Source organism: Nocardioides speluncae (assembly GCF_003121585.1).
Taxonomy (GTDB): Bacteria; Actinomycetota; Actinomycetes; order Propionibacteriales; family Nocardioidaceae; genus Nocardioides; species Nocardioides speluncae.
This window is the reverse complement of sequence record NZ_QEOO01000051.1, coordinates 120832-146141: the sequence shown is the minus strand read 5'-3', so window position 1 is coordinate 146141 and position 25310 is coordinate 120832. Positions and strand designations below refer to the sequence as shown.

The 25310-nt window shown below is 70.5% G+C and carries 22 protein-coding genes; 7 read left to right on the top strand and 15 right to left on the bottom strand.

The window, feature by feature from the left end:
* Positions 1-64 precede the first annotated feature (64 nt).
* The gene (locus DDV73_RS27315) at positions 65-742 is read left to right on the top strand and encodes a helix-turn-helix transcriptional regulator (protein WP_109510513.1); all 678 of its coding nucleotides are present in this window, start codon (positions 65-67) and stop codon (positions 740-742) included.
* A gap of 7 nt (positions 743-749) precedes the next feature.
* On the opposite strand, the gene DDV73_RS27310 is transcribed toward DDV73_RS27315, so the two are convergent.
* Positions 750-1679 carry an NYN domain-containing protein gene (locus DDV73_RS27310; RefSeq protein WP_206051128.1) on the bottom strand — a complete coding sequence of 310 codons (930 nt, stop codon included), beginning with the start codon at positions 1677-1679 and terminating at the stop codon, positions 750-752.
* 224 nt (positions 1680-1903) lie between these two features.
* On the opposite strand from DDV73_RS27310, the gene DDV73_RS27305 reads away from it, so the two are divergent.
* Entirely contained in the window at positions 1904-2719 is an 816-nt protein-coding gene (locus DDV73_RS27305; RefSeq protein WP_109510430.1) for a type IV toxin-antitoxin system AbiEi family antitoxin, read from the top strand.
* Positions 2716-3597 carry a nucleotidyl transferase AbiEii/AbiGii toxin family protein gene (locus tag DDV73_RS27300; RefSeq protein WP_109510429.1) on the top strand — a complete coding sequence of 294 codons (882 nt, stop codon included), beginning with the start codon at positions 2716-2718 and terminating at the stop codon, positions 3595-3597. Before DDV73_RS27305 ends, DDV73_RS27300 begins: the two co-directional genes overlap by 4 nt.
* 72 nt (positions 3598-3669) lie before the next feature.
* Here the strand turns inward: DDV73_RS27300 and DDV73_RS27295 are convergent, their stop codons facing one another.
* The 10 genes from DDV73_RS27295 to DDV73_RS27250 form a co-directional block, all read right to left on the bottom strand.
* Positions 3670-6018 carry a PQQ-dependent sugar dehydrogenase gene (locus DDV73_RS27295; RefSeq protein WP_109510428.1) on the bottom strand — a complete coding sequence of 783 codons (2349 nt, stop codon included), beginning with the start codon at positions 6016-6018 and terminating at the stop codon, positions 3670-3672.
* 285 nt (positions 6019-6303) lie between these two features.
* Positions 6304-7020: a hypothetical protein gene (locus DDV73_RS27290; protein WP_109510427.1), complete on the bottom strand. Its 717-nt coding sequence runs from the start codon at positions 7018-7020 to the stop codon at positions 6304-6306.
* Between the two features lie 13 nt (positions 7021-7033).
* Positions 7034-7873, bottom strand: coding sequence for a sugar phosphate isomerase/epimerase family protein (locus DDV73_RS27285; protein ID WP_109510426.1), 840 nt, complete (start codon positions 7871-7873; stop codon positions 7034-7036).
* Positions 7870-9027, bottom strand: coding sequence for a dihydrodipicolinate synthase family protein (locus DDV73_RS27280; RefSeq protein WP_109510425.1), 1158 nt, complete (start codon positions 9025-9027; stop codon positions 7870-7872). The genes DDV73_RS27285 and DDV73_RS27280 overlap by 4 nt, the downstream gene beginning before the upstream one ends.
* Complete coding sequence (locus DDV73_RS27275; protein WP_240617522.1) at positions 9021-10166, bottom strand: Gfo/Idh/MocA family protein; 1146 nt, start codon at positions 10164-10166, stop codon at positions 9021-9023. Before DDV73_RS27275 ends, DDV73_RS27280 begins: the two co-directional genes overlap by 7 nt.
* Complete coding sequence (locus DDV73_RS27270; RefSeq protein ID WP_206051127.1) at positions 10163-10927, bottom strand: ABC transporter ATP-binding protein; 765 nt, start codon at positions 10925-10927, stop codon at positions 10163-10165. The genes DDV73_RS27275 and DDV73_RS27270 overlap by 4 nt, the downstream gene beginning before the upstream one ends.
* On the bottom strand, positions 10920-11657 hold the full coding sequence (locus DDV73_RS27265) for an ABC transporter ATP-binding protein (RefSeq protein WP_109510422.1): 738 nt from the start codon (positions 11655-11657) through the stop codon (positions 10920-10922). The genes DDV73_RS27270 and DDV73_RS27265 overlap by 8 nt, the downstream gene beginning before the upstream one ends.
* A complete protein-coding gene (locus tag DDV73_RS27260) occupies positions 11654-12760 on the bottom strand; it encodes a branched-chain amino acid ABC transporter permease (protein ID WP_240617521.1) in 1107 nt (368 codons plus the stop codon). Before DDV73_RS27260 ends, DDV73_RS27265 begins: the two co-directional genes overlap by 4 nt.
* Positions 12744-13628: a branched-chain amino acid ABC transporter permease gene (locus DDV73_RS27255; RefSeq protein WP_109510421.1), complete on the bottom strand. Its 885-nt coding sequence runs from the start codon at positions 13626-13628 to the stop codon at positions 12744-12746. Before DDV73_RS27255 ends, DDV73_RS27260 begins: the two co-directional genes overlap by 17 nt.
* Positions 13629-13635: 7 nt before the next feature.
* On the bottom strand, positions 13636-14868 hold the full coding sequence (locus DDV73_RS27250) for an amino acid ABC transporter substrate-binding protein (protein ID WP_109510420.1): 1233 nt from the start codon (positions 14866-14868) through the stop codon (positions 13636-13638).
* Between the two features lie 154 nt (positions 14869-15022).
* Here DDV73_RS27250 and DDV73_RS27245 point away from each other — a divergent pair, with 154 nt between their 5' ends.
* The 4 genes from DDV73_RS27245 to DDV73_RS27230 all read left to right on the top strand — a co-directional run bounded on the left by DDV73_RS27245 (position 15023) and on the right by DDV73_RS27230 (position 19455).
* Complete coding sequence (locus DDV73_RS27245; protein WP_240617520.1) at positions 15023-16018, top strand: LacI family DNA-binding transcriptional regulator; 996 nt, start codon at positions 15023-15025, stop codon at positions 16016-16018.
* A gap of 11 nt (positions 16019-16029) precedes the next feature.
* A complete protein-coding gene (locus tag DDV73_RS27240; RefSeq protein WP_240617527.1) occupies positions 16030-17139 on the top strand; it encodes a glycerate kinase in 1110 nt (369 codons plus the stop codon).
* A 298-nt stretch (positions 17140-17437) separates the two neighbouring features.
* On the top strand, positions 17438-18844 hold the full coding sequence (locus DDV73_RS27235; RefSeq protein ID WP_109510417.1) for an MFS transporter: 1407 nt from the start codon (positions 17438-17440) through the stop codon (positions 18842-18844).
* Positions 18841-19455 carry a hypothetical protein gene (locus tag DDV73_RS27230; protein WP_109510416.1) on the top strand — a complete coding sequence of 205 codons (615 nt, stop codon included), beginning with the start codon at positions 18841-18843 and terminating at the stop codon, positions 19453-19455. Before DDV73_RS27235 ends, DDV73_RS27230 begins: the two co-directional genes overlap by 4 nt.
* Before the next feature lie 142 nt (positions 19456-19597).
* On the opposite strand, the gene DDV73_RS27225 is transcribed toward DDV73_RS27230, so the two are convergent.
* From DDV73_RS27225 to DDV73_RS27210, 4 genes are read right to left on the bottom strand one after another with little or no spacing between them, the layout of a single operon-like run.
* A complete protein-coding gene (locus DDV73_RS27225; RefSeq protein ID WP_109510415.1) occupies positions 19598-20896 on the bottom strand; it encodes a guanine deaminase in 1299 nt (432 codons plus the stop codon).
* Positions 20893-21699: a xanthine dehydrogenase accessory protein XdhC gene (gene xdhC, locus DDV73_RS27220; protein ID WP_109510414.1), complete on the bottom strand. Its 807-nt coding sequence runs from the start codon at positions 21697-21699 to the stop codon at positions 20893-20895. The genes DDV73_RS27225 and xdhC overlap by 4 nt, the downstream gene beginning before the upstream one ends.
* The gene (locus DDV73_RS27215) at positions 21686-23923 is read right to left on the bottom strand and encodes a xanthine dehydrogenase molybdopterin binding subunit (protein ID WP_109510413.1); all 2238 of its coding nucleotides are present in this window, start codon (positions 23921-23923) and stop codon (positions 21686-21688) included. Before DDV73_RS27215 ends, xdhC begins: the two co-directional genes overlap by 14 nt.
* Positions 23920-25263 carry a xanthine dehydrogenase small subunit gene (locus DDV73_RS27210; RefSeq protein WP_109510412.1) on the bottom strand — a complete coding sequence of 448 codons (1344 nt, stop codon included), beginning with the start codon at positions 25261-25263 and terminating at the stop codon, positions 23920-23922. The genes DDV73_RS27215 and DDV73_RS27210 overlap by 4 nt, the downstream gene beginning before the upstream one ends.
* Positions 25264-25310 lie beyond the last annotated feature (47 nt).

Here is a 25310-nt window from a genome sequence, read left to right as displayed (position 1 = left end):
TATCCACACTTTAGGAACAGAAGAAGTGTAAAGTCAAGGTAGTTCGGTTTTAGAGGTGGTGACGGTGGACATCGAGACACAGGCGGCCGGCATCGGCGCGCTCGCGGAGCCGATCCGCCGCGCGCTCTATGAGTACGTCGTGGCTCAGGGCGAGCCGGTCGGTCGCGAACAGGCGGCTGCGGCAGTGGACCTGCCCGGACACAAGGCGATCTTCCACCTGGACCGGCTCGTCGAGGAGGGGCTGCTCGAGGTCGAGTTCCGCCGGCTCAGCGGGAAGAGCGGTCCAGGCGCCGGCCGGCCTTCGAAGCTCTACCGACGCTCCGAGCGCGAGTGGTCGGTCTCCCTGCCTGCCCGGCGCTACGACCTCGTCGGGCGCATCCTGGCTGCCGGCGTCGACCGTGCGCGGAGGGAGCAGGTCGAGCTGGACGACGCACTCGACGACGCAGCCACTGCCGAAGGGGTCTCGGTCGGGGACGACGCGCGACCGAGCTCGCTGCCCGACGTACTCACCCACCTTGGCTACGAACCGCGCTCCGAGGACGAGGTGCTCGTCCTGGCGAACTGCCCCTTCGATGCACTCGCCCAGGACCACACCGACCTCGTCTGCGGCCTCAACCGATCCTTCGTCCAAGGCGTCGCCGACGGCTTGGGCCGCAAGGATGTCGAGGCATGTCTTGCGCCGCAGCAGGGCCACTGTTGCGTCAAGATCCGGCCCCGCCGGGCGGATCGCGGCGGCGCGTGATCGCGGCTCAGACGCATTGCAGCCAGAAGCGCTCACGAAGCCGGTGGCGGATGGGATCGGTCAGGTCGTACATGTCGAGCGCGTCCGACAGGTCGACCAACAGCGCCCGGTCGAGATCACGCGGGACAGACGGCTTGCTGCTCAGAAGCTCCGCCATCTCCTCGGCAGTCGCGCTCTGCCGGAAGGCGGAGACCACCTTCGTGACAACGGCGTCGATCTGGTTGTCGTAATCCGCCGGGTCGTCGTAGCCCGGCATCACCCGGGAAGGCACGCCGGTCGAGCCCTGGTAGGCCAGAGCCGCGGCCGGCGGCGTGGGGATGCGACGAGCCGCGGCAGCGAGATCGCTCGGCGTCGGCCGAGGCGACACGTTTCCCTCGGTTGCTGGCGCAGGCTTGGGCGGCGTCATGGGCGCGGGCGTTGCCGGCTCCGGCTTTGGCGGTACCTCGACGCGAATGACGGCTGCGTCGACGACGGGACCGGCCAACAGGTCCAGGTCATCGGCGGCGCGCAGAAGGTGGCGACTTACGCCATGTGGCTTGTCGTCGCCATCTGGGACCGCGAGGACGATGACCTCCACGCCGTGGCCCTGGGCTTCTTCGACTGCCTCGGTCAGGTCGTCGTCGCCCGAGACGAGGAAGAAGACGTCGGCCGCACTGTTGCGGGCGTGAGCCACAAGGTCGAGGCCGATGCGGAGGTCAACGCCCTTCTGCTGACCTTCACGGCCGAACCGGCCGAGCCTCAACTTCACCTTCCGTAGCTCGCCGATTCGGACCTGCTGTGGGTCCGGAACCGCGTCCCGTGCCGAGTCATACCAGTGGACTCGCAGCAAGGGCAGGCCCGACCGCTCCTCAGCCGCAGCGATCAAGGACTCGATCAACGCCCGGTACTCGACGTGGATGCTGCTGCGCAGCGACGTCCCAGCGACACGAGTCGCCACCGCCGCGAGGAGGTAACCGACGTCGACGTACAGGGAACAGGCAGATCGCATGCCTCAACGATCGCAGCGGGCCCCGCAGATGTCCGCGGAATCAGCAGCACGACCCGAAGGGTGGGATCGGCGTTGGCCATGCAGCATTGCAAGGGAGCCAGGTGGCCTCCTCGCCCATTGTCGTTTGGAGCCTCAGTTAGTTACTATTTGGCAAAGAAAGGCGGTGATCGGCAATGGGGCGAGCGATCCCGACATCACTGGCCGGCGTCGTCGAGCATCTGGAACTCGAGGGCGACCTGGTCGTCACGCACCGCTCCCTTCGCGCCGCCATGAAGGCCGCAGGACTCGAGGACACATCAGATGACCGTGTCCGAACGGTCGCGTACCAACTCCAGCGGGCTGGCTGGCTGGGCACTGTCCGCAGCAGGAACGCGTGGGAGTTCCAGCCCGGCTCACGCGGCGGCCCATTAGGGTCCGGCGACCGGTTCATGGAGTTCCGCGCCTACGCCGCAACCCACCCGAACTGGCCAGGGACGCTCGCGATGGAGTCTGCTGCCGGCTTAAACGGCCTGGCACAGCGGTTTCCCGAACGTGAGGTCATCGCGTTGCCGAAAGGGCTGTCCGAGCCGAAGCCCTTTCGAGGCGAGTGGCGAGTCATCACCTCCGCGCTCCCCACCGACGTATCCTCGGAGATCGATGACCTCCGAGTGTGGACCCTCGAAGCACTCCTCGTCGGGATCGGCGAGCGCCCAACCAACTACCGCGACACGGCCGGTCTGGCGCAATGGCTACCTGAGGCCGCTGGCCGGGCCGACGTCGCAGTGATGAGCGACTTGCTGAGCGTCCTTCCGGCCGCGGTCAGACAGCGCACTGCTTACCTCTTCTCGGCGGTCGGCGATCACCACACCCGCGACAAGATTCTTGGCCAGTCCAGGCCCACGCACGTCGCGTGGTTCGGTCCGCGGAACAGGAGCGGCACATTCGACCCGTCCACGCGCGTGCATGACACTGTGCTGCGGCCGTTCATGTCAGGGGGCATCGGGGCATGACACATAGGCTCACCGACGGACACATCGCCCGGCACTACCAGGGAGTCAAGGGTGGTCGGGACGCGGCACTCCTCGACATCGCCCAGGACTTCGCACTAAACCACCTCCACCGGCAGGGGCTGTTCGTAAGAGACCTGGTGTTCAAGGGTGGAACGGCATTGAGGAAGTTCCGGGCTGGCAGTGCCGGGCGCTTCTCCACCGACCTCGACTTCAGTGCACCCGACGAGGATGTCGCTCTCGATGTCCTCCAAGCGCTCGACGGCGTCGACGTCGACGGTTTCCGGTTCGCGATCACGAACATGGGCGACGACGGCCGTCGCGGTGACCTGCGGGTCGAGACGCCATTCGGAACTCCGGCGATCGGAGCGAAGGTGGAGCTCTCACGTCACGGGCTCAGCCTGCCCGCCGAGGTCATCGAGCCGGTGCCCCAGGCCATCCACAGCCGGTACGGATTCGCCTTACCTGCCCTTCCGGTGGTGCGGATGGAGGAGGCCATCGCCGAAAAGCTCGCTCGCTACCGGCGGGTCTCGCTTGCGCGAGACCTCTACGACCTGGCCTGGTTCGCCGAGGCTGGGACACTCGAGGATCCGCTGATCCGCCACCTCTGGGTCCTCAAGGCCTACCGCGACGTCATCGTCGACGGCCGAGGAATCAAGCCGCTCGATCCCGAGGAGATCCTGGCGAACCGAGAAGTGGCCGACTTTGACAGGGAAGACATCGGCTACCTGACCAAGCCCGTAGACGTGCCGAAGTGGATCAGCCAAGTGCGGGCGCGCTACGCGTTCCTTCGCGAACTGACCCCCGACGAACGGCGCTGGTGCGCGTGCAACGCCCGTGACCGATACGAGGTGGAGCAGATCCTCAGCAATCTCGGCTGAGAACGTCGAAGGCGGCTTTCGGATCACGCCGAAAGCCGCCTCCGACCTGCTGTCTCACTACGCCGTCATGGCCTACTTGAGGAACCGGCGGAACTGGTCGCTCACCTCCTCGGCGCTGGCGGCGTGGTCGAGGAACATCAGGCTGTCGAAGCGGCAGTTGCAGGGGTTCTGCTCGCGGGTGTTCTGCGGGTAGGAACCGCCGATCTTGTAGCCGCGGGGCAGGGTGGGGCTGGTGCCGGTGCCGTCGACCTGCCACGGGTCGCCGGGGGCGACGTAGAAGCCGTCCAGCGGCTTGCCGTTGCGGTAGAGCGCCATCTCGCCGGTGGTGTAGTCGAACGTCGCGGCGAGGTGGACCCACTTGCCCTGCGGGAGCAGGGTCTGCCAGTCCTGCGAGGCGGCGAAGGTCTGCGACGCCCCCTCGTCGATCCGCCGGCCAAGAGCGACGAGCCGGAGCTCGCCGTTCACGTTGATCAGCTCCAGCAGCGCGCGGACGCCGTGCCCGTCAGAGTTGCCGGACAGGATGCCGGCGAGCCCGACGGCATTGAACCGATCAGTGGGATCCGGGGTGTTCGAGTTGAGGTTCGGGTTGGTGCCGGTCATCTTGAACCAGCCCATCACCGTCGCCTGCTCGACACCGCGGAACGCCTCCAGACTCCGTACGCCGTTCGCGTTCCACACGCCGGCCTTCCAGTCGTCGTTGCCAGCGACCTCAGGGTTGACCTGCTGCGTCTGGATCGAGCTGTTGCTGCCCGGGAAAGCACCGTCGCGGACCCGCGACTCCTTCCGCCCGTTGACCAGGTTGAACAGCGTCTCCGAGGACCCGAGGTCGGCCTCGATGTCGTCGTGCTGGACGACCGGGAACGGGTGCTCGAAGTCGTAGTACGAGACCAGGTTCTCCCGCACCTCCGGGGTCACCTCGTTCTGCGCCGGCGCGTGGCGGGTGCCGACGACCTTCCACACCTTGCCGTTGGACTTGGCCAGGAAGTAAAGGTTCTTGCGACCGTCGACGCCGAACCGCACGTCGACCCGGGCGTCCTCGGCGAAGTCGGTCATCCGGAGCCGCTTGCCGTTGGTGTCCCAGAGCTGCATCTCGTGGAGGGTGGCCTCGCGGCCGGTCTCCTGCCTCATCTCGGATGCCTCGGTCCAGAAGATGCGCCCGTCGACCAGGTCGCCGAAGACGTACTTGCCGCGCAGCCCGGGCAGGTCACCCCGGTAGACCTGGCCACCGCTGATCCCGTGCCCGCTGTCGGAGCTGCACGGCCAGCCCGGCGGCGGGTCGTGGTCGAACGCCGCGACCGGGTAGGTGTAGCCCCACTCCTCGTGGTTCGCGGGCAGCGGGTAGAGATTGCACTCGTCGGTCGGGTCGTAGACGAACCGGCCCTCGACCGTGCTCCAGCCGATGTTGTCGCCGGCTCGGATCTCGTAGACGCCCTCGATCGCGTGCTGGCCGATGTGGCCGAGGTACATCCGGTTCTGGCCGCCGGAGTCCCACGCGAACCGGTGCGGGTCACGCATCCCGAGCGCGTAGATCTCGCCGATCGTCCCCTCGTCACCGACGAACGGGTTCGAGCTCGGAATGCCGTACTCGCCGTTCGGGCCGTTGGTCCCGTCCGGGTCGATCCGCAGGATCTTGCCGTACGGCGTGTGCCGCTCCTGCGGTACGACCGTCCCGACACCGCGGCCGCCGTCACCGACCGCGACGTACAGCAGGCCGTAGTCCTCGTCGTACCGGCTAGCGGTCGGGTTGAAGTCGATCTGCTGGATGCCGTGGATCTGGGTGCCGAAGCCGAGCCGCAGGATCTCCCGGCTGGTCCCGGAGAAGCTGTTGGCGTCCGGGTCTGAGGCGGTCCACTCGGTCACCACTCCCTGGATGAACTGGTTCGCCTGGGCCGGGTACGTCGCCGGCTTGGTCGACAGGTCCGCGAACTTCTCGGTGTGGACGGTGTAGAACTTGCCGTTCCGCTCGAAGTCCGGGTCGAAGGTGGCGAACCCGAAGCCGCTGCCCATGCCGCGGCCGGAGAAGAAGTCCGGGAACTGCGCCTTGACGTCGAGGTAGACGTGCCGCTGCCCGCGGTCGAGCAGGTAGAGCGGGCCGTTCAGGTCGGGCACGTACTGCCGGCGGCTGCCGTCAGGCACGTCGCCGATGTAGTTGATCCGCGCGCGCCGCATCAGCCGGTGGTCGGTCGGCGCGGGCGTCGGCTCGGTCTGCGGGAACTGGTGGTACTCCTTCAGCACCAACCCCAGCGACGACTTCTTCGGCGCCTCCGGGATCGGGTCGGGGATGGGTTCGCCCTCGGCCGCTGCCGGCGCGGGGCTCAACGAACCCTGCGCAGGCGAGCTCTGGGCGGACGTGATGGGGGCGAGCAACGCGGCGGCGAGTGCCGCCGTCGTCGCGGCGGCCCACCAGGCTGACTTCTGCATATCTTCCTCTCTCCACGGGTTAGATGAGTTGCTCCGAGGGGTCGCGCAGGCGAGCGTCGCTCAGCGCGTGCGCTGGCAAGGCGCCGGCGCGAAGGCGGGCCGGCGGCCCGTCGAGCGTCGGCAACGCCGCCAGCGTGCGTGGTGAGCGGCGCTCGGTGCGCGAGCCCTTGGAGCAACTCATCTAAAGTGGAACTTCCTTGTAAGAAGGACGCTGCCGGTGGCTGCCGGCAGCCCCGCCGGCCCCGCTTCCGCCTCGCGCGGCTGCGGGGCCGTCGTGGATTTGGGCTAGCTCCGGGTGCCGACGACGAACACGTCGCGGACCCGGCCGTAGTTGTCGAAGGAGCCGAACCCGACTCGGCCGCCCGAGTACGACGTGTCGGTGGCTGTCATCAGCGGCTTGCTGGACCGGTCGACGTACACCGCGACCTTGCCGGTGCTGGCGTCGTAGTCGAGGCGTACGTCGTGCCAGTCGGTGTCGTCGATCGCGGGCGGGGCGCCAAGGTTGGTGCCGTTCCACTGGTCGTCGATCCGCCGCCGGTCCGCGTTGTCGACCACGAAGATCCCGTTGTGGGGATAGATCGTGTTGTCCTGCGAGAGGTGGGCGTAGTAGAAGCGGGTCGGCGACTGGTAGTTCCAGATCAGTACGACGTCGCGGTCGTTGCGGGTCACCGGCTCGTCGATCCGCACCTCGGCCGAGTAGCTCAGCGAGCCGAGCTCCGGACCCTTGGTCACCACGGCGTACTCGAACGGGCGGCGGGGGCCGGGCGGCGCGGTGCCGCGCTCGGTCATCAGGAGCGTGCCGCGCTCGAACGACCACTTGGTGTCGGTCAGCGGGTCCCAGTGGTCGGCGGCCCGCGGCACCACGACCGCGAAGCTGCCACCCCGGTCGGTGTCGGAGTCGTCCGCGCCGGCCGATGGGGCCAGCAGCGTCACCGTCACCGCGGCCAGGGCGGCTGCTAGCGCAGCCGCCCCCCTTAACGATCGCAGTCTTCTCTTGCTCATGTGCGTCCCTTCCCTAGAGTGGCGCCAAGAACGGCTCCACCAGATCCAGATAGCGCCGGGCCAGGGTCTCCACGACCTCCTTGCCGGCCCTCCCCCACAGCTCCGCGTTGAAGATCTCCACCTCGACGTCACCTCGGTAGCCGGCAGCGGCCACCGCCGCGGTGAACGTCGCGAAGTCGATGTGCCCGTCGCCGACCATCCCGCGGGCGAGCAGCGCGTCCGGCGGAAACGGCGTGATCCAGTCGCTGACCTGGTACGACGCGATCCGCGGCCCCGCGCGGGCGATCTGGTACGCGATCCCCGGCTCCCACCACAGGTGGAACGTGTCCACCACGACCCCCACCTCGTCGACCGGGTGCGCCTCGGCGAGGTCGAGCGCCTGGGCGAGCGTCGACACCACCCCGCGGTCGGCGGCGTAGATCGGGTGCATCGGCTCGATGCCGAGGCGGACGCCGCGAGCACCGGCCTCGACCGCCAGCGCGGCGACGGCCTCGGCGGCCCGGCTGCGGGCGCCGGCCAGGTCACGGTCGCCGTCGGGCAGGCCGCCGGGGACCAGCACCAGCACCGGCGCACCCAGGGCGGCGGTCTCGTCGAGCGCGCGCAGGTTCTCGTCGTGGGCCTCGCGTCGGGCGGCCGGGTCGGCACCGGTGAAGAAGCCGCCCCGGCAGACCGACGAGACCCGGAGACCTGAGTCGCGCAGCCAGGCGGCGGCCGTGTCCAGACCGACCTCGGCGACCGGCTCGCGCCAGACGCCGATGGCCGGAAGGCCGGCGTCCAGGCAGCCGTCGATCGCCTCGCGCAGCGACCACTGCGCGGTGGTGCGCTGGTTGAGGGACAGCCTGTCGAGACTCATCGCGCCAGCCCGTGTACGTCGAGCCAGCCCCGCATCCGTGCGGCGGCGAGGTCCGGGTCGCGGAGCAGCCCCGCGGCGTCTGCCAGCTCGACCAGCCGGGCGAGGTGCAGCGCGCTGCGTGCCGACTGCAGGCCGCCCACCATGGTGAAGCCGGGCTGGTGGCCGTTGAGCCAGGCGAGGAACGCGATCCCGGTCTTGTAGTGGTACGTCGGCGCCGCGAACAGGTGCCGCGACAACGGCAGCGTCGGCGCCATCGCCGCGTCGTACGCCGCGAGGTCGCCGTCGTCGAGGGCCGCCAGCGCGCGCGAGGCGGCGGGCGCGATCGCGGCGAACGCCCCGAGCAGCGCGTCGGAGTGGTGGCTGCCGTCGCCGCGGATCAGCTCGGGGTAGTTGAAGTCGTCGCCGGTGTAGAGCCGGACACCCTCGGGCAGCGCGGAACGCAGGGCGATCTCGTGCTCGGCCGACAGCAGTGACACCTTCACTCCGTCGATCCGCGATGCGTGCTCGCGGACCAGCTCCAGGAAGGTCGCGGTCGCCGTATCGACGTCAGTGCTGCCCCAGTAGCCGCGCAGCTGAGGGTCGAAGACCTCGCCCAGCCAGTGCAGGATCACCGGCTCGCTCACCTGGTTCAGGATCTTGCCGTAGACCGCGTGATAGTCGTCCGGGTAGGCGGCGGTGGCCGCCAGCTCGCGGGAGGCCATCACGATCACCTGGGAGCCGCACGCCTCGACGTACTCCACCTGCTCGGCGTACGCATCGGCGACCTCGTCGACGCTCGCCGCCTCCGGCCGGTGGTCGGTGCCGGCGCCGGACGCGATCCGGGCACCCAGCTCGCGGGCCTGGGCGGCGCTGCGGCGTACCAGCTCCCGGGTGGCCGGCCAGTCCAGGCCCATGTTGCGCTGGGCGGTGTCCATCGCCTCGGCCACGCCAAAGCCGTAGCGGAACAGCTCGCGGCGGAACTCGAGCGTCGCGTCCCAGTCGAGCACCGCGGGCGCCCCGGGCGTGTTCTCCCCACGCGGGTCCGCGACCACGTGCGCCGCCGCGAATGCCTCACGGGAGGCGAAGCCACCCGGACGGTCGGCCCACGCGGTTGGTGGGCCGAGCGCCAACGTGTGCCATCCGCCCCCGGAGGCCGGGAGGTCGAGGGTCACCACGTGCGGGTCTCCAGCGGTACCCGCCGGCCGTCGGCAGAGGACCGAAGCCCGGCCTCGACGAGCTCGAGGCCACGGACCGCGGACATGAAGTCGTACGGGTGCGGCCGGCCGGCGTCGACGTCGAGGAGGTACTGCTCCCACTGGGCCCGGAAGCCGTTGGTGAACGTGTCGTTGTCGGGGACCTCGTCCCACTGGCCCCGGAAGTCCTGGTCGGTCGGCTGGTCGGGGTTCCACACCGGCTTGGGCGTGCGCACCCGCGGCTGCACCCGGCAGCCGAACAGGCCCGCGACCGCCGAGCCGTGGGTGCCGTCGACCTGGAACTCCACCAGCTCCTTGCGGTCCACCCGGACCGCCCACGACGAGTTCATCTGGACGACGACGTCGCCGATCTCGAAGATTGCGTACGCCGCGTCGTCGGCCGTCGCGTCGTACCGCCGGCCCTGCTCGTCCCATCGCTCGGGGATGTGGGTCACCGCCTTGGCGATCACCGAGTCGACCCGGCCGAAGAGGTGCTCGAAGACGTAGTTCCAGTGGCAGAACATGTCGAGGACCATCCCGCCGCCGTCCGCGGCCCGGTAGTTCCAGCTCGGCCGCTGCGCGGTGATCCAGTCGCCCTCGAACACCCAGTAGCCGAACTCGCCCCGCACCGACAGCACTCGGCCGAAGAAGCCGCCGTCGATCAGCCGCTTCAGCTTGATCAGGCCGGGCAGGAAGATCTTGTCGTGGACCACGCCGGTGACGGTGCCCGCCGTCGCCGCGGCCTCGGCCAGCTCGAGGCCCTCGCCCACCGACTCCGCGAGTGGCTTCTCGGTGTAGACGTGCTTCCCGGCAGCGAGCGCCTCGAGCAGCGCCTTCTTGCGCTCGGAGGTGACCTGGGCGTCGAAGTAGACCGGCGCGGTGTCGTCGGCCAGCGCGCCCTCGAGGTCGGTGGTGAACTCCGCGATGTCGTAGCGAGCGGCGAGCTCGGCGAGCTTGTCGCGGTTGCGGCCGACCAGGATCGGCTCCACCTGGATCCGGGTGCCGTCCGGTCGCTCGACGCCGCCTTCGTCGCGGATGGCGAGCACCGACCGCACCAGGTGCTGGCGGTGCCCCATCCGGCCGGTGACGCCGTTCATGACGATGCGCAATGGAGTGCTCACAGGGCCTTCTCCTCGGTAGTCAGGGCGGCGGGCCGTCCGCCGAGATAGAGCTCCGCCAGCTGGGGGTCGACGAGCAGCTCGGAGGCCGGGCCTGTGATGTGCACCCGGCCCAGGTCGAGCACGCAGCCGACGTCGGCGGTCTCCAGTGCGCGCCGTGCGTTCTGCTCGACCAGGAGTAAGGCGATGCCCGCGTCGCGCATCCGCACCACCTGCTCGAACACCTTGCTGGTGGTCTTGGGGTCCAGGCCCATGCTCGGCTCGTCGAGGAGCACCACCCGCGGGCTGACCATCAGCGAGCGGGCGAACTCGACCTGCTTCTGCTGGCCACCCGACAGCGCACCAGCCAGATCGTCCCACCGCTCCGCGACCACCGGGAAGAGCGTCTTGACGAAGTCGATCCGTTCGGCGATCAGCGCCTTGTCGCGCACCGTGTAGGCGCCGAGCCGGACGTTCTCCTGGACCGTCATCTCCTTGAAGACCGAGTGGCCCTGGAGCACGTGCGACAGCCCGTTGCGGATCATGTCCTGCGGGCCGTGCTTGGTGACGTCGACGCCGCCGACCCGGATCGTGCCGGAGCGCGGGGTGAGCATCCCGCTGGCGACCTTGAGCACGGTCGACTTGCCGGCGCCGTTCGGGCCGACCAGGCAGACGATCTCGGCGGGCCGGACCTTCACGGTCAGCCCGCGCAGCACCAGCGCCGCGCGGCCGTAGCCGGCCTCGATCTCGTTGAGCTCGAGGAGGTAGTCGGGGGCGTTAGACACCAAGGTAGGCCTCCAGCACTCGCGGGTCGTTCTGGACGGTGGCCGGGTCGCCCTCGGCGATCGGAGCGCCACGGTCGAAGACGACGACGTGGTGGCTGAGGCTCATCACCATCTCCATGTTGTGCTCGACGATGATGAAGGTGCGGCCCTCGGCGTTCAGCTCGCGCACGAGCGTGCCGAGCCGGCCGATCAGGGCCGGGTTCACCCCGCCCGCGGGCTCGTCGAGCATGATCGTCTCCGGGTCGGTCATCAGTACGCCGGCCAGCTCGAGCAGCTTCTGCTGCCCGTAGGAGATGTCGCGGGCCTCCGAGCGCTCCAGGTGGTCGATGCCGACCCGGCCCAGCAGCTGCCGGGCGCGGGCGATGTCGCCGGCGTTGTGTCCGCCGCGGAGCCGGTGTAGCAGCCCCTGCGGCCGGACCCCGACCAGCATGTTGTCGAGCACCGTCATCCGCGGGAAGACCCGGCACAGCTGGAAGCTCCGGCCGATCCCGGCCGCCGCGATCCGGTGCGGAGCCGCGCCGGTGACGTCGTCGCCTCGGTAGGAGACGCGGCCGGAGTCCGCCCGGATCATCCCGGTGACGCAGTTGAAGAACGTGGTCTTGCCCGAGCCGTTCGGCCCGATCAGGGCGTTGATCTTCCCGTCCTGGAACGCGACCGACGCGCCGTTGACGGCGTGTACGCCGCCGAACGACTTGGTCAGCCCCTCGGTCTCCAGCGATCGCGTGCTCATCGGCTGACCTCCTCGGCCTGGCGGGGCTCCGTCTTCGTGGTGCGGGCCAGCAGGTCGGCCGCGGACTCCTCGCGGATCGAGGTCGCCGTCGGCCGGAACCGGTTGACCAGCTGGCCGATCGCGGGCAGCACGCCGTCGGGCATGAACAGCACCACCAGGCCGAGCATCAGGCCGAGCGCGACCAGGTGGAACTGGCTGTCGCCGTACTGGTTCTTGAAGTACTCGAGCGAGTAGCCGACGATCACCGCGCCGACCACCGGCCCGAACAGGCTGCGGATCCCGCCGAGCAGCGACATCAGCACCATGTAGGAGCCGATCAGGATCGAGAACTGGAAGATCGGGTCGAGGTAGCCGAACCACAGCGCGTACATCCCGCCGGCCAGCGCGGTGAAGAACGCCGAGATCACGAAGACCACGAGCTTGTACTTGAACGTCGGCACCCCGAGCGACTGGGCCTTGTCCTCGTCCTCGCGGATCGCCTTGAGCCCGATCCCGAAGCGGGAGCGGTCGATGGCCCACCACACGAGGAGGGCGACGGCCACCAGCGCGACGTGCAGGTAGAAGAACCGCTCGTGCTGCTCGGGCCGGAGCACGTCGTCGCTGAACGGCCGGGGCACCCGCAGGCCCGACGAGCCACCGGTGACGTCGGCCCAGCTCTGGGAGACCAGCAGCAGGATCAGCACCATCGCGATCGAGACGATCACGAACGACGCACCGCGCACCCGCAGCGACGCCACACCGATCGGGACCGCGACCACCGCGACGCCCAGGGCGCCGACGCCGAGCGCCAGCCAGGGGTTGAGGCCGCCGTCGATGATCAGCAGCGCGGTCGCGTACCCGCCGAGCCCGGAGTACGCCGCGTGCCCGAGCGAGATGTAGCCGGTGAAGCCGCCGACGAAGTTCCAGCCGACCGCGAGGGCCGCGTAGCTGGCGATCGTCACGCCCACCGAGAGGATGAACGCGTCCGGCGCCAAGCCCGGGAAGGCCAGCACCAGCGCCAGCCCGGCGAGCAGCAGCAGCACCTTGCCGCCGAGCAGGACCCGGTCGAACGTCGTACCGCTCGTGCCGGTCGTGCCATCAGGGGCCTTAGAAGCGCTGCGCAAGACGACCTCCGAAGAAGCCCTGCGGACGAACCATCAGGGTGGCGAACAGGGCGATGTAGAAGACCGTCTGCGCCCAGGTGGTGCCCATCGGCACCTGCAGCAGGCTCTGGGTGACGCCGAGGAGCATCGCGGCGATCGCGGCGCCGGGGATGCTGCCCAGTCCGCCGATCACGATGATCGCCATCAGCGGTCCGATCCAGTGCCAGTGCAGGGAGGGGTAGATCGTCGAGTCGAGCGCGAGCGCCGTACCGCCGACCGCGGCCGTGGCCAGGCCGATGCCGAACCCGTAGCCCGCGATCCGGTCGGTGCTGATGCCGAGCAGCCGGGCCGCCTCGGGGTGCTGGATGGTGGCCCGCAGCGCCTGGCCGAACCGGGTCTTCTTCATCAGCAGGTAGAGGCCGAGCAGGGAGAGGGCCGCGAGCCCGAAGGCGATCAGCTTCACCACCGCGATGTTGGCGCCGGCGACCTCGAAGCTGCTGCCGGAGTAGTCGAGCTGGATCCGGCGCTGGGTGCCGGTGAAGACGTAGCCGAGCAGCCCCTCGATGGTCAGCGCGATCGCGAAGGTCAACAGCACCGACATCATCGTCAACGTCGCCGGCCGCAGTCGGGACAGCAGCAGACGCTGCATCGCCACGCCCGCCACGAAGAACAGCGGCACCGTCACCAGCAGCGAGAGCAGCGGGTCGATCCCGGTCTCGCGGTTGAAGTACCAGGCGAGGTAGGCGGCCAGGATGAGGAACGCCGAGTGCGCGATCATCACCACCCGCATGACCCCGAAGTAGAGCGTCAGCCCGGCGGCGAGCAGGGCGTACAGACCGCCCAGCAGGATGCCGAGGATGAGGCTCTGGAGCAGGAGAGAGCCAGACATCAGGGCCTCACCAGGCCGGCTTGACGGGGATGAAGTCGGCCTCGGCCTGGTCCTCGGGCAGCACGATCCGGATCTTGCCGTCGACATACTGCTGGATCATGTGGGCGCTCTCTGGGCGGCCCTCGGCGTCCCAGCTGAGCGGGCCGACCACCGTGTCGACGGTGGCCTCGCGCAGGTAGTCGATCAGCTCCTGCTGGCACTCCGGGGACGGGTCGGCGCAGTCGGCCGCCTCGACCGCCGCGGCCACGACCTCGCCGGTGGTCCAGGCGTTCGCCTCGTCCTCGGTCGGCGCGGTGCCGTTGAGCTCGGTGTAGTACTCCACGAACTCCTGGTTCTGCTGGTACGTCGCCTCCGGCGTGTAGCCGGTCGGCGAGAGGATGCCCTCGGTCTTGTCGCCGATCGCCTTCGGGAACTCCGGGTTGGTCGGCGCGGTGGAGAACGCCGCGAGCTTCGGCTGGTAGTCGAGCTGCTGCAGCGCCACGATCAGGTTCACCGCGTCCTGGTACTGCGAGCCGCCGACCACCATGTCGGCCTTGGAGTCGGCGATCTGCGCCGCGATGCTGCTGAAGTCGGTGGTGTTGGGCGGGTAGACCTCGTCGACGACGGTCTTGACCCCGGCCGCCTCGAGCTTGTCTTTCAGTCCGTACGCCGTTCCCATCGCGAACGGGTCGTCCATGCTCGCGTAGGCGACCGTCTTCGGTCGCTGGTCGGCCGGCATCGCCAGGATCTTGTCGGCGAGCAGGTTGTAGTGGTCGTCGGCGACGGCCGGCGCGGCGTAGAAGAGGTGGTCGAAGCCCTGGGTGAAGACCTCCTCGGCGGCACCCGCGGGCTCCACGAAGAGGTAGCCGTAGTCCTTGGCGACCTGCGCGGCCGGCACCACCAGCCGGGTCGAGAAGGGCCCGAAGACCAGGTCGACCTTCTCCTGGCTGATCAGCTTCTCGTAGTCGGAGGCGACCCGGTCGGCGCTGGACTGGTCGTCGAGGATCTCCAGCCGGACGTCCTTGCCGAGCAGCCCGCCGTTCTCGTTGACGTACTTCGCCCAGGCCTTGTAGCCGCGCTCGACTCCCTTGCCGGGCTCGCTGAAGTCGCCGGTCAGCGGCAGCGAGATGCCGATGACGATCTCGTCGTCACCGCCCTCGCCGTTCCCCGAGTCCAGGCCGCAGGCCCCGAGCGGGGCGAGCAGGGCGATGCAGGCGGCCGAGCTGATCGTCAGCTGCCGAACGTTCCGGGGACCGATCATCGGACACTCCCTCGAGTAGTTGCGTAAGCGCTTACGTAAGCGGTTACACTGACCGTACACAGCACCGCCGGTCAGTGGCAAGGGTCACAGGCCGACGAACTTTCAGGGGGTCACCGACTTGCGCCGACAATCCGGGCAAACGCGTCTGATCGACGTGGCGAACGCCGCGGGGGTCTCCATTGCGACCGCCTCCCGCGCTCTCGCCGGCACCCCTGGCGTCAGCCCCTCGGTCGCCGAGCAGGTACGCCGGGTCGCGGCCGAGCTGGGCTACGTGACGAACATGCATGCACGGTCCCTCGCCGGCGGCACCACGAGTGCGATCGGCCTGGTCGTGCATGAGATCGGCGACCCCTACTTCACCGAGATCGCCAGCGGGGTGATGCGGGTCGCGGCGGCCGAGGAGCTCACCGTGCAGATCTGCCACACCGGCCGCGATCCCGGGACCGAGCTCCGGCAGGTGCGCAACCTGGTCGCGAACCGGGTCGGCGCGATCCTGATCGCCGGCTCCGGCTTCGTCGACCCGGAGATCGAGGTGCCGGTCCGCGACGAGCTCGAGCGGTACACCGCCTCCGGAGGCCGGGTGGCGGTGATCGGCCGGCACCACCTGCGCGCCGACACCGTCCAGCCCGACAACACCGCCGGCGGGCGGCAGATCGCCGAGCACGTGCTGGGGCTCGGCCACCGGCGGCTGGCGATCCTGTCCGGCTCCCGCGGACTGACCACCGTCGCCGACCGCCTGGCCGGGGTCCACGACGCGATGTGGGCCGCGGGGGTCGAGCCGGACGCCGTACCCGTGATCGAGGAGGAGTTCACCCGGGACGGCGGGCGGGTGGGCACGACCCGGATCCTGGCCGAGCACCCTGACACCACGGCGATCGTGGCGATCAACGACGACATGGCGATCGGCTGCCTGTCCGAGCTGCGCCAGGCCCGAGCCTCGGTGCCCGGGCGGATCACCGTGACCGGGTTCGACGACGTCGCCGTCGCCGGCGATCTGGCGCCCGGCCTGACCACGATCCGGCTGCCGATGGCCGACATGGGCGCCCGCGCGCTGGCGCTCGCCCTCAAGGAGCCCGGCAAGCGGCCGCGAAAGGTCCGGGTCGGCGCCGAGCTGGTCGTCCGCGGCTCGTCCGGGCCGGTTCGGGGGTAGCCGGGTTGCGCGTGGTGCTGGCGGCCGACAAGTTCAAGGGATCGCTGACCGCCGCGGAGGTGGGCGAGGCGCTTCGCCGCGGGATTCAACGCGCGGATCCTTCAGCCGAAGTTGTTCGCGTCCGGGTCGCCGACGGCGGCGACGGCACGCTCGACGCGTTCGTGGCGGCCGGCTTCGAGCAGCAGCCGGTGACGGTGACCGGGCCGACCGGCGAGCGGGTGCGGACAGCGTACGCGCGTCGCGGCGAGGTGGCGGTGGTCGAGCTCGCCGACGCGTCCGGTCTGAGTCGGCTGGGCGCCGGGCCGGCGCCGTTGCGCTCTTCTACGTGCGGCACGGGCGAGGTCGCGCTCGCGGCGATCCGGGCCGGCTGCCGGGAGCTGGTGATCGGCATCGGCGGCAGCGCCTCCACTGACGGCGGCGCCGGGCTGGTCACGGCACTCGGGGCGCGGATCCTCGACGCGCGTGGGGAGTCGGTGCCGCCCGGCGGCATCGGGCTGCTGGACGCCGCGAGCCTCGACCTCGGGCCGCTCCGTGAGCTGCTTTCCGGCGTCACCATCACGCTCGCCTCCGACGTCGACAACCCGCTGCTCGGGTCGGACGGCGCGGCCGCCGTCTACGCGCCTCAGAAGGGCGCCACGCCGGCCGACGTCGAAGTGCTCGAACGGGCGCTGACTCGGTGGGCCGACCTGGTCGCCGCGACCACGGGCGCCGACCTGCGCGACGCGCCCGGCGCCGGCGCAGCGGGCGGCGCCGGCTTCGGCGCCCTGGCACTGCTGGGCGCGACGATGCGCTCCGGCGCCGACACCGTGCTCGACCTGGTCGGGTACGACGATGCGCTGGCCGGCGCCGACCTGGTCGTCACCGGCGAGGGGTCGGTCGACGAGCAGAGCCTGCGCGGCAAGGCGCCGTTCGCCGTACTGGAGCGAGCCCGGCGCCGGTCGATCCCCGTCGTGTTCGTGTGCGGCCGTACGTCGCTGGTCCCCGAGTCCCTCACCGACGCCGGCGTCGCGCGGCTGTGGGCACTCACCGACCGCGAGCCCGACCTCGCCCGCTGCATCACCGAAGCCGCCTCGCTGTTGGAGGAGGTCGGCGCGGAACTGGCCGGCTGGGATCCGCGGTAAACGGTTCGTCGGGGTAGCCGGTGTCGACGAGGGTCACGGTGTCGGCGAGACAGATTGCGCTCGGCCTTCACTACCCATGACTGAAAGATGTCTCCCACTTATCGGCAAGATCGGGGCGACGTCGGATGACGGTCGATCGACGTGACGCCCGCCCAGGACAGGCCACGTCGCCCGTTGGTGATCCAGCTGTGTCACTAACCAGCGGACGGATCTGTCCGATCGTTGGTAACACACCTGGATCACCAACGGCCAAGCACCCTTTCGCGGGCCCTTGGGGTCGTGCTGCAAGGATGGCCGCGTGCGTCGTGCTGTGGGTCCGTTGCTCGCGGTGACCGTCGCTCTGGTGCTCGCGGACTCCGCCATCGTCACGCTTGCGCTGCCCGACATCCTTCAGCACCTCGACACCTCCGTCGCCCAGGTCGCCTGGGTGCTGATCTCGTTCAACCTGGTGCTCGGGCTGGTCGCCGTACCGACCGCGGTCGTCTTCCACCGGGCTCAGCCACGGATCCTCGGCGCCATCGGTATCGCGGTCTTCGCCGCCGCCTCGGCGTGGTGTGCGGTGGCGCAGTCGATCGAGATCTTGAACGCGGCCAGGTGCCTGCAGGCGCTCGGCGGCGCGCTGGCGCTGGTCGGGTGCCTGGAGCTCCTGATCGATGTGTACGGCGAGCGCCGCGGGCTCGCTGCCTGGATCACCGCGGGCGTGGTCGGCACCGCCGCCGGCCCCGTCGCCGGCGGGCTGCTCACCCAGGCGATCTCCTGGCAGGCGATCTTCGTGGTGCAGGTGCCGTTCGCGGTGCTGGCGGTGCCGGCGGCCCTCGCGGTGCGCGACGTACCGAATGTGCCGGAGCTCCCACCCGAGGCGGACGATCCCGACGATGGCGAGCCCGCCCAACAGGGTCCGGCCCGGCACCGGCCGGCGATCCGTCACAACCTGACCCTGGCGCTGCTGTCCGCCGCGCTGACGGCAGCGCTCTTCCTGCTGGTCCTGCTCCTGGTCGACGGCTGGCGCCACTCCCCCGCGACCGCGGCGGTGACGGTGTCGGTGGTGGCACTCGCAGCGCTCGCCGCCCGGCCACTGGCCCGGCTCCTCGACCCGTCACCCGAGGTCGAGGTCGCGGTGGGCAGCTTCCTGGTCGCCGGCGGCCTGGTCGGCCTCGCGCTGCTGCCGTCGGCCGAGCTGGCCTGGACGATCGCGCCCCAGGCGCTGGTCGGGCTCGGTCTCGGCCTGACCGTCGATCAGCTCACCGCGCAGGCGATGCACCTGCGGCTGCCCCGGGTCGAGCACGCGGCCTGGACCATCGGCGCCCGGCACCTCGGCGTGGTGCTCGGCCTGGCGATCCTGACGCCGATCTTCGTCAGCGACCTCCAGGACGCTCAGGTGCCCGCCCAGGAGGCGATCACCTCGCTCGTGCTCGACGCCCCGCTGACCGCGCAGGACAAGGTGGCCCTCGCCAAGGCGCTCGGCGACGAGCTGAAGAACCAGCAGGGCGAGGTGCCGGACCTGCACAGCGCCTTCGTGGCCGCCGATCTCCCCGCCGACGCGCGTCCGGCCGCCGCCGAGCTCGAACGTGCCCTCAACGACCAGCTGGAGCGCGCCGCGACCCGCGCCTTCCGTGACTCCTTCCTCGTCGGCGCCGGACTCGCGCTGCTTGCCCTGCTGGCGATGGTCGCGCCACGCCGGCGGAGCAGTCCGGAGGACTCATGAAGCGCGATCTGCGTGGCGTCGCCGGCCTGCCGGCGGTCGCACTCGTCCTGGTGGCCGGCGTACTCGGGGTCCAGGTCGCGGCCGGTGGTGGCTCGTTCGAACCGCTCAAGCCGGCCGACGCCTGCGCCGAGCGGGTGGTCACCACTCAGTCCGAGGGAATCGAGGGCCTCACCGAGCGGCTGGTGCTGATCGGCATCAACGAGGCCGCCTGCACCCTCGGCCTCAGCCGCGAGGCGCTCACGCTGGAGCTCGCCCAGCCCGGCGAACGCACGGACGAAGAGATCGACGCGCTGCGCGAGGGCCTGAAGTCGGCCGTGCGTCAGCTGGAGGAGGACGGCGAGCTGCCGCCGCCGTCCGAGCTGGTCAACGAGGCACTCGACACCTCAGACATGAACGGCTTCCAGAAGGCCGCGATCCGCGCCATCCCGGACGCCATGATCGACGCCTCCCTGGACACCGACGACATCCTGCTCCGCGCGATCGACGACCTCGACCTGCGCGACCTGCTGGCCAACCTCGACAACGAGGACGACCTCAACAAGCAGATCCAGGACGCCGTCACCCAGGCGGTCAAAGACTCGCTCCTCGATCGCCTCAGCGACCTGCTCTGACTGGCGTAACGTCGTGGCCATGCCCTGCGACTACTGCGGCAAGCAGTTCGACCCGATCGCCACGCGGTGGCTCTGCCCGCACTGCCACATGAAGGCGAACTGCTGCGACGGCGCTCCGCTACCCCTGCCGCAGCCTCAGACGTCAACCGGCCGACAGTAGCGTCGGCCCGAGCACTGGCACACCCTCCACCCACACCTTGTGTACGTCGCCGGGGGTGCCGAGGGCGAACAGCTTCGCGAGCGCGTCGGTGTCATCCCGCGCGTTCCTGAGTACGACGTCCAGGGTGCTGCCGGGCGCCGGCCGGATCCACTGCGCGTCGAAGGGCATGCCGACGCCGAGGTGGCCGACGTTCAGGTCGAGGGCCCGGGCACCCGCCGTGGTGGCCAGGTACAGAAGGTGCCGCGGCGCCAGCGGGTAGCGCTTGCGGCCCGGCAGCTGCTGGCTGAAGTAGGCCTGCATCCCCTCCTTCAGCAGCGAGAACCCGTTGCCGGCGCCGACGTCGGTCCCCAGCGCCACGTGGACGCCGAAGGCTCGATGCCGGCGGAACGGGAACAGCCCGTTGCCGAGCGCGGCGTTGCTGGTCGGGCAGTGCGCGACCGTCGCACCACGATCGGCCATCACCCTCAGCTCCCGGTCGGTCGGGTACACGTTGTGCGCGAAGACGCTCCGGGGTCCGACGAGCCCGTGCCTGTCGTAGGTCTCGAGATAGTTGCGGAGGCCGAACAGCGTGGCGACGGTGCTGATCTCCTGCTTGTTCTCGTTGAGGTGCGAGGTGAAGAACGAGCCCTCGACGTCGCTGTGCAGGGCGCCGCAGGCCGCGAGCATCGGGTCGGTGCACGACAGCGAGAACCGCGGCGTGACGGCGTACCTGGCGCGGCCGGTGCCGTGCCAGCGATCGGCGAGCGCCAGCCCCTCGGCGTACGCGCGGTCGGGGGTGGTGAGCAGCTCCTCGCGCAGGATGCCGTCGCTGGTGACCAGGCCGCAGGTGACCCGCAGCCCGAGGCGTGCCGCCGCCTCGAAGAGAACGCCGACCGCGGGGGCGAAGTGCGAGCCGAACACCAGGGCGCTGGTGGTGCCAGCCGCGGCCAGCGACCGCACGAACTCCTCGGCCACGCCCGTGGCGTAGGTGACGTCGGCGAGCCGCACCTCCTCGGGGAGCGCGCACTGCTCCAACCAGTCCAGCAGCGACATGCCCAGCCCACCGATGACCCGCACCTGCGGGAAGTGCACGTGGGTGTCGACGAAGCCGGGCAGGACGACGCCGTCGGTCAGGTCCACGACCTCTTCGCCCAGGTGCTGGGCCTTGACCGCGGCGAACTGCCCGCGCCCGACGATCATGCCGTCGTGCACCAGCAGGCCGGCGTCGGCTTCGGCGCGCAACCGTCCGCCGGTGAAGGGGTCGTCCGGCGTGTCGAGGACCGTCGCGCGGTAGATCGTCACCGTCGTCCTCCGGTGCGCCATGCCTTCCCGACAGCAGAGAGCAGCCCGGCCGCGATCGACAGCGCGATCATCGCGGGCTCCTTGCCCTGGATCGAGGGGTCGCCGATCGGCGTGGTGATCCGCGACAGGGCGGCCTCGTCGTGCCCGAGCTCGCGCAGGCGCGCCTGGAAGCGCGCCCACTTCGCGGCGGAGCCGATCAGGCCGATGCTGCCCAGGCCCGGCGTCCGCAGGGCCGCGTCGCACAGCGCGAGATCCTCGGCGTGGTCGTGCGTCATCACCAGCACGTGCGTACCCGGGGGCAGCTCGGCGAGCACCAGCTCAGGCAGCACCGGCACCTCATGCACCACCACCCGGGCCACCGCGTCCGGGAATGAGTGCTGCTGCTCCGGCCGCGAGTCGGCCAGGTGCAGGTCGAGGTCGTGCCGGCTCAGGAGGTGCGCGAGCTCCAGGCCGACGTGGCCGACACCGAAGATCGCCACGGAGGGTACGACGGGCAGCGGCTCGAGCAGCAGGGTGACCTCACCACCGCAGCACTGCACGCCGTGTTCGTACGGCGCCTTTTCGCTGAGGTTGACGGTAAGCAACTGTGGTCGGTCGAGCTTGTCGAGACCCCCGGCGCGAGCCCGTTCGATGGCCACGGCCTCCAGGTTGCCGCCGCCGACCGAGCCCCAGGTCCGGTCCGCGGAGACGACCATCTTCGCGCCGGCGTCGCGCGGGGCGTGACCACGCACGTCGGCGACCGTGACCAGGACTCCGGGCGTGCGCGTCTCGCGCAACCGGCGGACCGCCTCAAGCCAGTGCATGCGTCACCGTCCGCACCGACTCGATCGCCCAGAACACCGCCTCCGGGGTCGCGGGCGAGGCGAGCTCGACCGATACCCCGGCCGGCCCGAACGCGGCCACCGCCTGGCGGATCGCCTCGCGCACCGAGAACGCCAGCATCAGCGGCGGCTCACCGACTGCCTTGGAGCCGTAGACCGCCCCGGTCTCCGTCGCGTCCTGCAGCAGCGACACGTTGAAGACCGCGGGCATCTCGCCGAGGCTCGGCAGCTTGTACGTCGAAGCCGCCTGGGTCAGCAGCCGCCCACGATCGGGACCGTCGGACTCGTCCCACCGCAGGTCCTCCAGCGTCAGCCAGCCGGCGCCCTGCACGAAGCCACCTTCGATCTGGCCGAGGTCGACCAGCGGCGAGAGGCTGTCGCCGACGTCGTGCACGATGTCGACGCGGCGTACGTCGTACGCGCCGGTGCTGCCGTCGAGCTCGACCTCGGCGGCGGCCACGCCGAACGCGAAGTACTTGAACGGCTCGCCGCTCATCGTCGCCGCGTCCCAGTGCAGGCCCTCGGTCTTGTAGAAGCCGGCGGCCGAGAGCTGGATGCGCTGCATGTACGCCGCCCGGACGCGCTCCTCCCAGGTCGTCCCCTCGACACCCGCGATCCGCGCGAGGATCTGCTCGCAGGCGTCCTTCACCGCGGCGCCGTTGAGGTCGGCGCCGGAGCTCGCGGCGGTCGCGCTCGTGTTGGGCACCTTGTCGGTGCGGGTGGGCGCGAGCCGCACCTTCTCCTCGGGTAGGCCGAGGGTGGTCGCCGCGACCTGGAGCATCTTGGTGTGCAGCCCCTGGCCCATCTCGGTACCGCCGTGGTTGACCAGCACCGAGCCGTCCTTGTAGACGTGCACCAGCGCGCCGGCCTGGTTGAACGCGGTGAGGTTGAAGGAGATGCCGAACTTCACCGGCGTGATCGCCAGGCCGCGCTTCACGCGAGGCTGCGAGGCGTTGAAGTCGGCGATCTCCTTGCTGCGCTGAACGAACTCGGCCTCGGTCAGCACCTGCTGCCAGGCACGGTCGAGCCGCTCGGGGTGCCGGACCACCTGGCCGTACGGCGTGGCCTGCCCCGCGGCGTACAGGTTGCGGTGCCGCAGCTCGGCCGCGTCGTACCCGAGCAGCGGCGCGCAGCGGCCCAGAATGTCCTCGATCACGAGCATGCCCTGCGGCCCGCCGAAGCCGCGGAACGCGGTCTGCGAGGTCTTGTGGGTCTGCGCGACGCGACCGTGCGCGCGGAGGTCGGGGATCCAGTACGCGTTCTCGATGTGACACAGCGCCCTGCTGAGCACCGGCTCGGACAGGTCCAGGCTCCAGCCGCCGTCGGAGGTGAGCGTCGCCTCCAGGGCGAGCAGGTGGCCGTCGTCGTCGAAGCCGACCTTCCACGTTGCGTGGAAGCCGTGCCGCTTGCCGGTCATGGTGAGGTCCTGGGTGCGGTTCAGTCGCAGCCGCACCGGGCGGCCCGTCAGCCGAGCGCCGAGAGCCGCCACCGCCGCGAATCCGTGCGGCTGCATCTCCTTGCCGCCGAAGCCGCCGCCCATCCGCAGGCACTGCACGGTCACCTCGTGACTGCGCAGGCCCAGCACGTGCGCGACGATCTCCTGAGTCTCGGTCGGGTGCTGGGTGCTGGACTGTATGAACACCTGCCCGCCCTCGTCGACCAGAGCCAGGGAGGCATGGGTCTCGAGGTAGAAGTGCTCCTGGCCCGCCATCTCGGTCTCGCCCTCGAAGACGTGCGCGCTCTTCGCCAGCCCTGCCTCGGGGTCGCCACGCGCGACCTTCGGCCGGGCACCCTGGAACGACTCCGCGGCGATCGCCTCGCGGACCGTGATCAGGCTCGGCAGCGGGTCGTACTCGACGCGCACCGCCGCCGCTCCGAGCCGGGCCGCCTCGAGCGTCTCGCCCAGGACCCAGCACACGGCATGCCCGTAGAACATCACCTCGTCGGGGAACAGCGGCTCGTCGTGCTTGGTGCCGGCGTCGTTGACCCCGGGCACATCGTCCTTGGTGAGCACGCGCACGACGCCCTCGACGTCGTACGCCGGGGCCGGGTCGAGGCTGGTGATCCGGGCGTGCGCGTGCGGTGCCTGCACCGGCCAGGCGTGCAGCACGTCCTTGGTGCTCCGCACCAGGTCGTCGGTGTAGAGCGCCTGGCCGGTGACGTGCAGCGCCGCGCTCTCGTGGGGGACGGCCTCGCCGATGCTCACTGTGCCCTCCCCAGCAGCCTCCGCAGGCTAGTGCCGAGCATCGCGCTGCGGTACGCCGCGCTGGCCCGGTGGTCGTCCATCGGGGTGCCCTCGCCGGCGAGCACCTCGGCAGCGCGCGCGACCGTCTCGTCGTTCCACCGCTGGTCGACGAGCGCGGCCTCGGTCGCCAGCGCCCTGATCGGCGTAGCAGCCACCCCGCCAAGCCCGACCCGAGCCCGCCGTACGACGCCCCCGACACCTCCGTCGATGTCGAGCGCGACCGCCACCGCGACGCTCGAGATGTCGTCGAGGCGGCGCTTGGAGATCTTGTGGAACGCGACCGTGCCGGCAAGCGGCAGCGGGAGGTGAACAGACTTGATCAGCTCGCCGGGCCGGAGCACGGTCTCGCGGTAGCCGGTGAAGTAGTCGCTCAGCGGCACCTCGCGCTCCCCCGCCCGCGACACGAGCACGACGGTCGCGTCGAGGGCAAGCAGCGCGGGCGGCAGGTCCCCGATGGGAGACGCCGTACCGAGGTTGCCGCCGATGGTGGCGCCGTTGCGGATCAGCCGGGACGCGAAGAGCGGGAAGACCTCGTCGAGCAGCGGCACCCGGCCGGCGAGCCGGCGCTCGATCTCGGTGAGGGAGAGCGCTGCGCCCAGCAGCACCCGGTCGCCGGTCACCTCGAACTCACGCAGCTCGGGCACCTGGTCGACCGCGACGGTCCGCTCGGGGCGCGCGCCGCGCAGGTTGATCTCGACACCGAGATCGGTACTGCCGGCGACCACCACCGCACCCTCGGCGACGGCGGCCAGTACGGCGGCCAGGTCCCCGGCCAGCTCGGGCGGCGGCTCCTGGGTCCGGCCGGCGAGTACGTCGTCCGCTGCCGGCTGCTCGAGGGCGAGGGCGGCGTCCTTGATCGGGCGGTACCCGGTGCACCGGCACAGGTTGCCGCCGATCGCCTCGAGGTCGAAGTCCGCCCGGCCGGGCCGGTAGTACTCCGCGGCCATGCTGCAGACGAACCCCGGGGTGCAGTAGCCGCACTGCGAGCCGCCGCGGACCGCCATCTCGCGCTGGACCGGGTGCAGCGCGCTCGGCGTACCGAGTCCTTCGGCGGTCACCACCTCCTGGCCCGACAGCGACGACGCCGGGACCAGGCAGGAGTTGATCGCCGTCCACTCGGTCGGGGCGTCGATCCCGGGACGCGCGAGCATGACCGAGCACGCCCCGCACTCGCCCTCCGCGCAGCCTTCCTTGGCGCCGGTGAGCCCCTGCTCGCGCAGCCAGTCGAGCGCGCTGGTGTACGGCGCGCAGGCTGCCAGCGCGCGAGACTGCCCATTGACGATGACCTTCCGCCTGTGCATGAGCGCCTCCTGATTCCGAAGGTACCCGCTGGCCCGGTGGCCGCGTG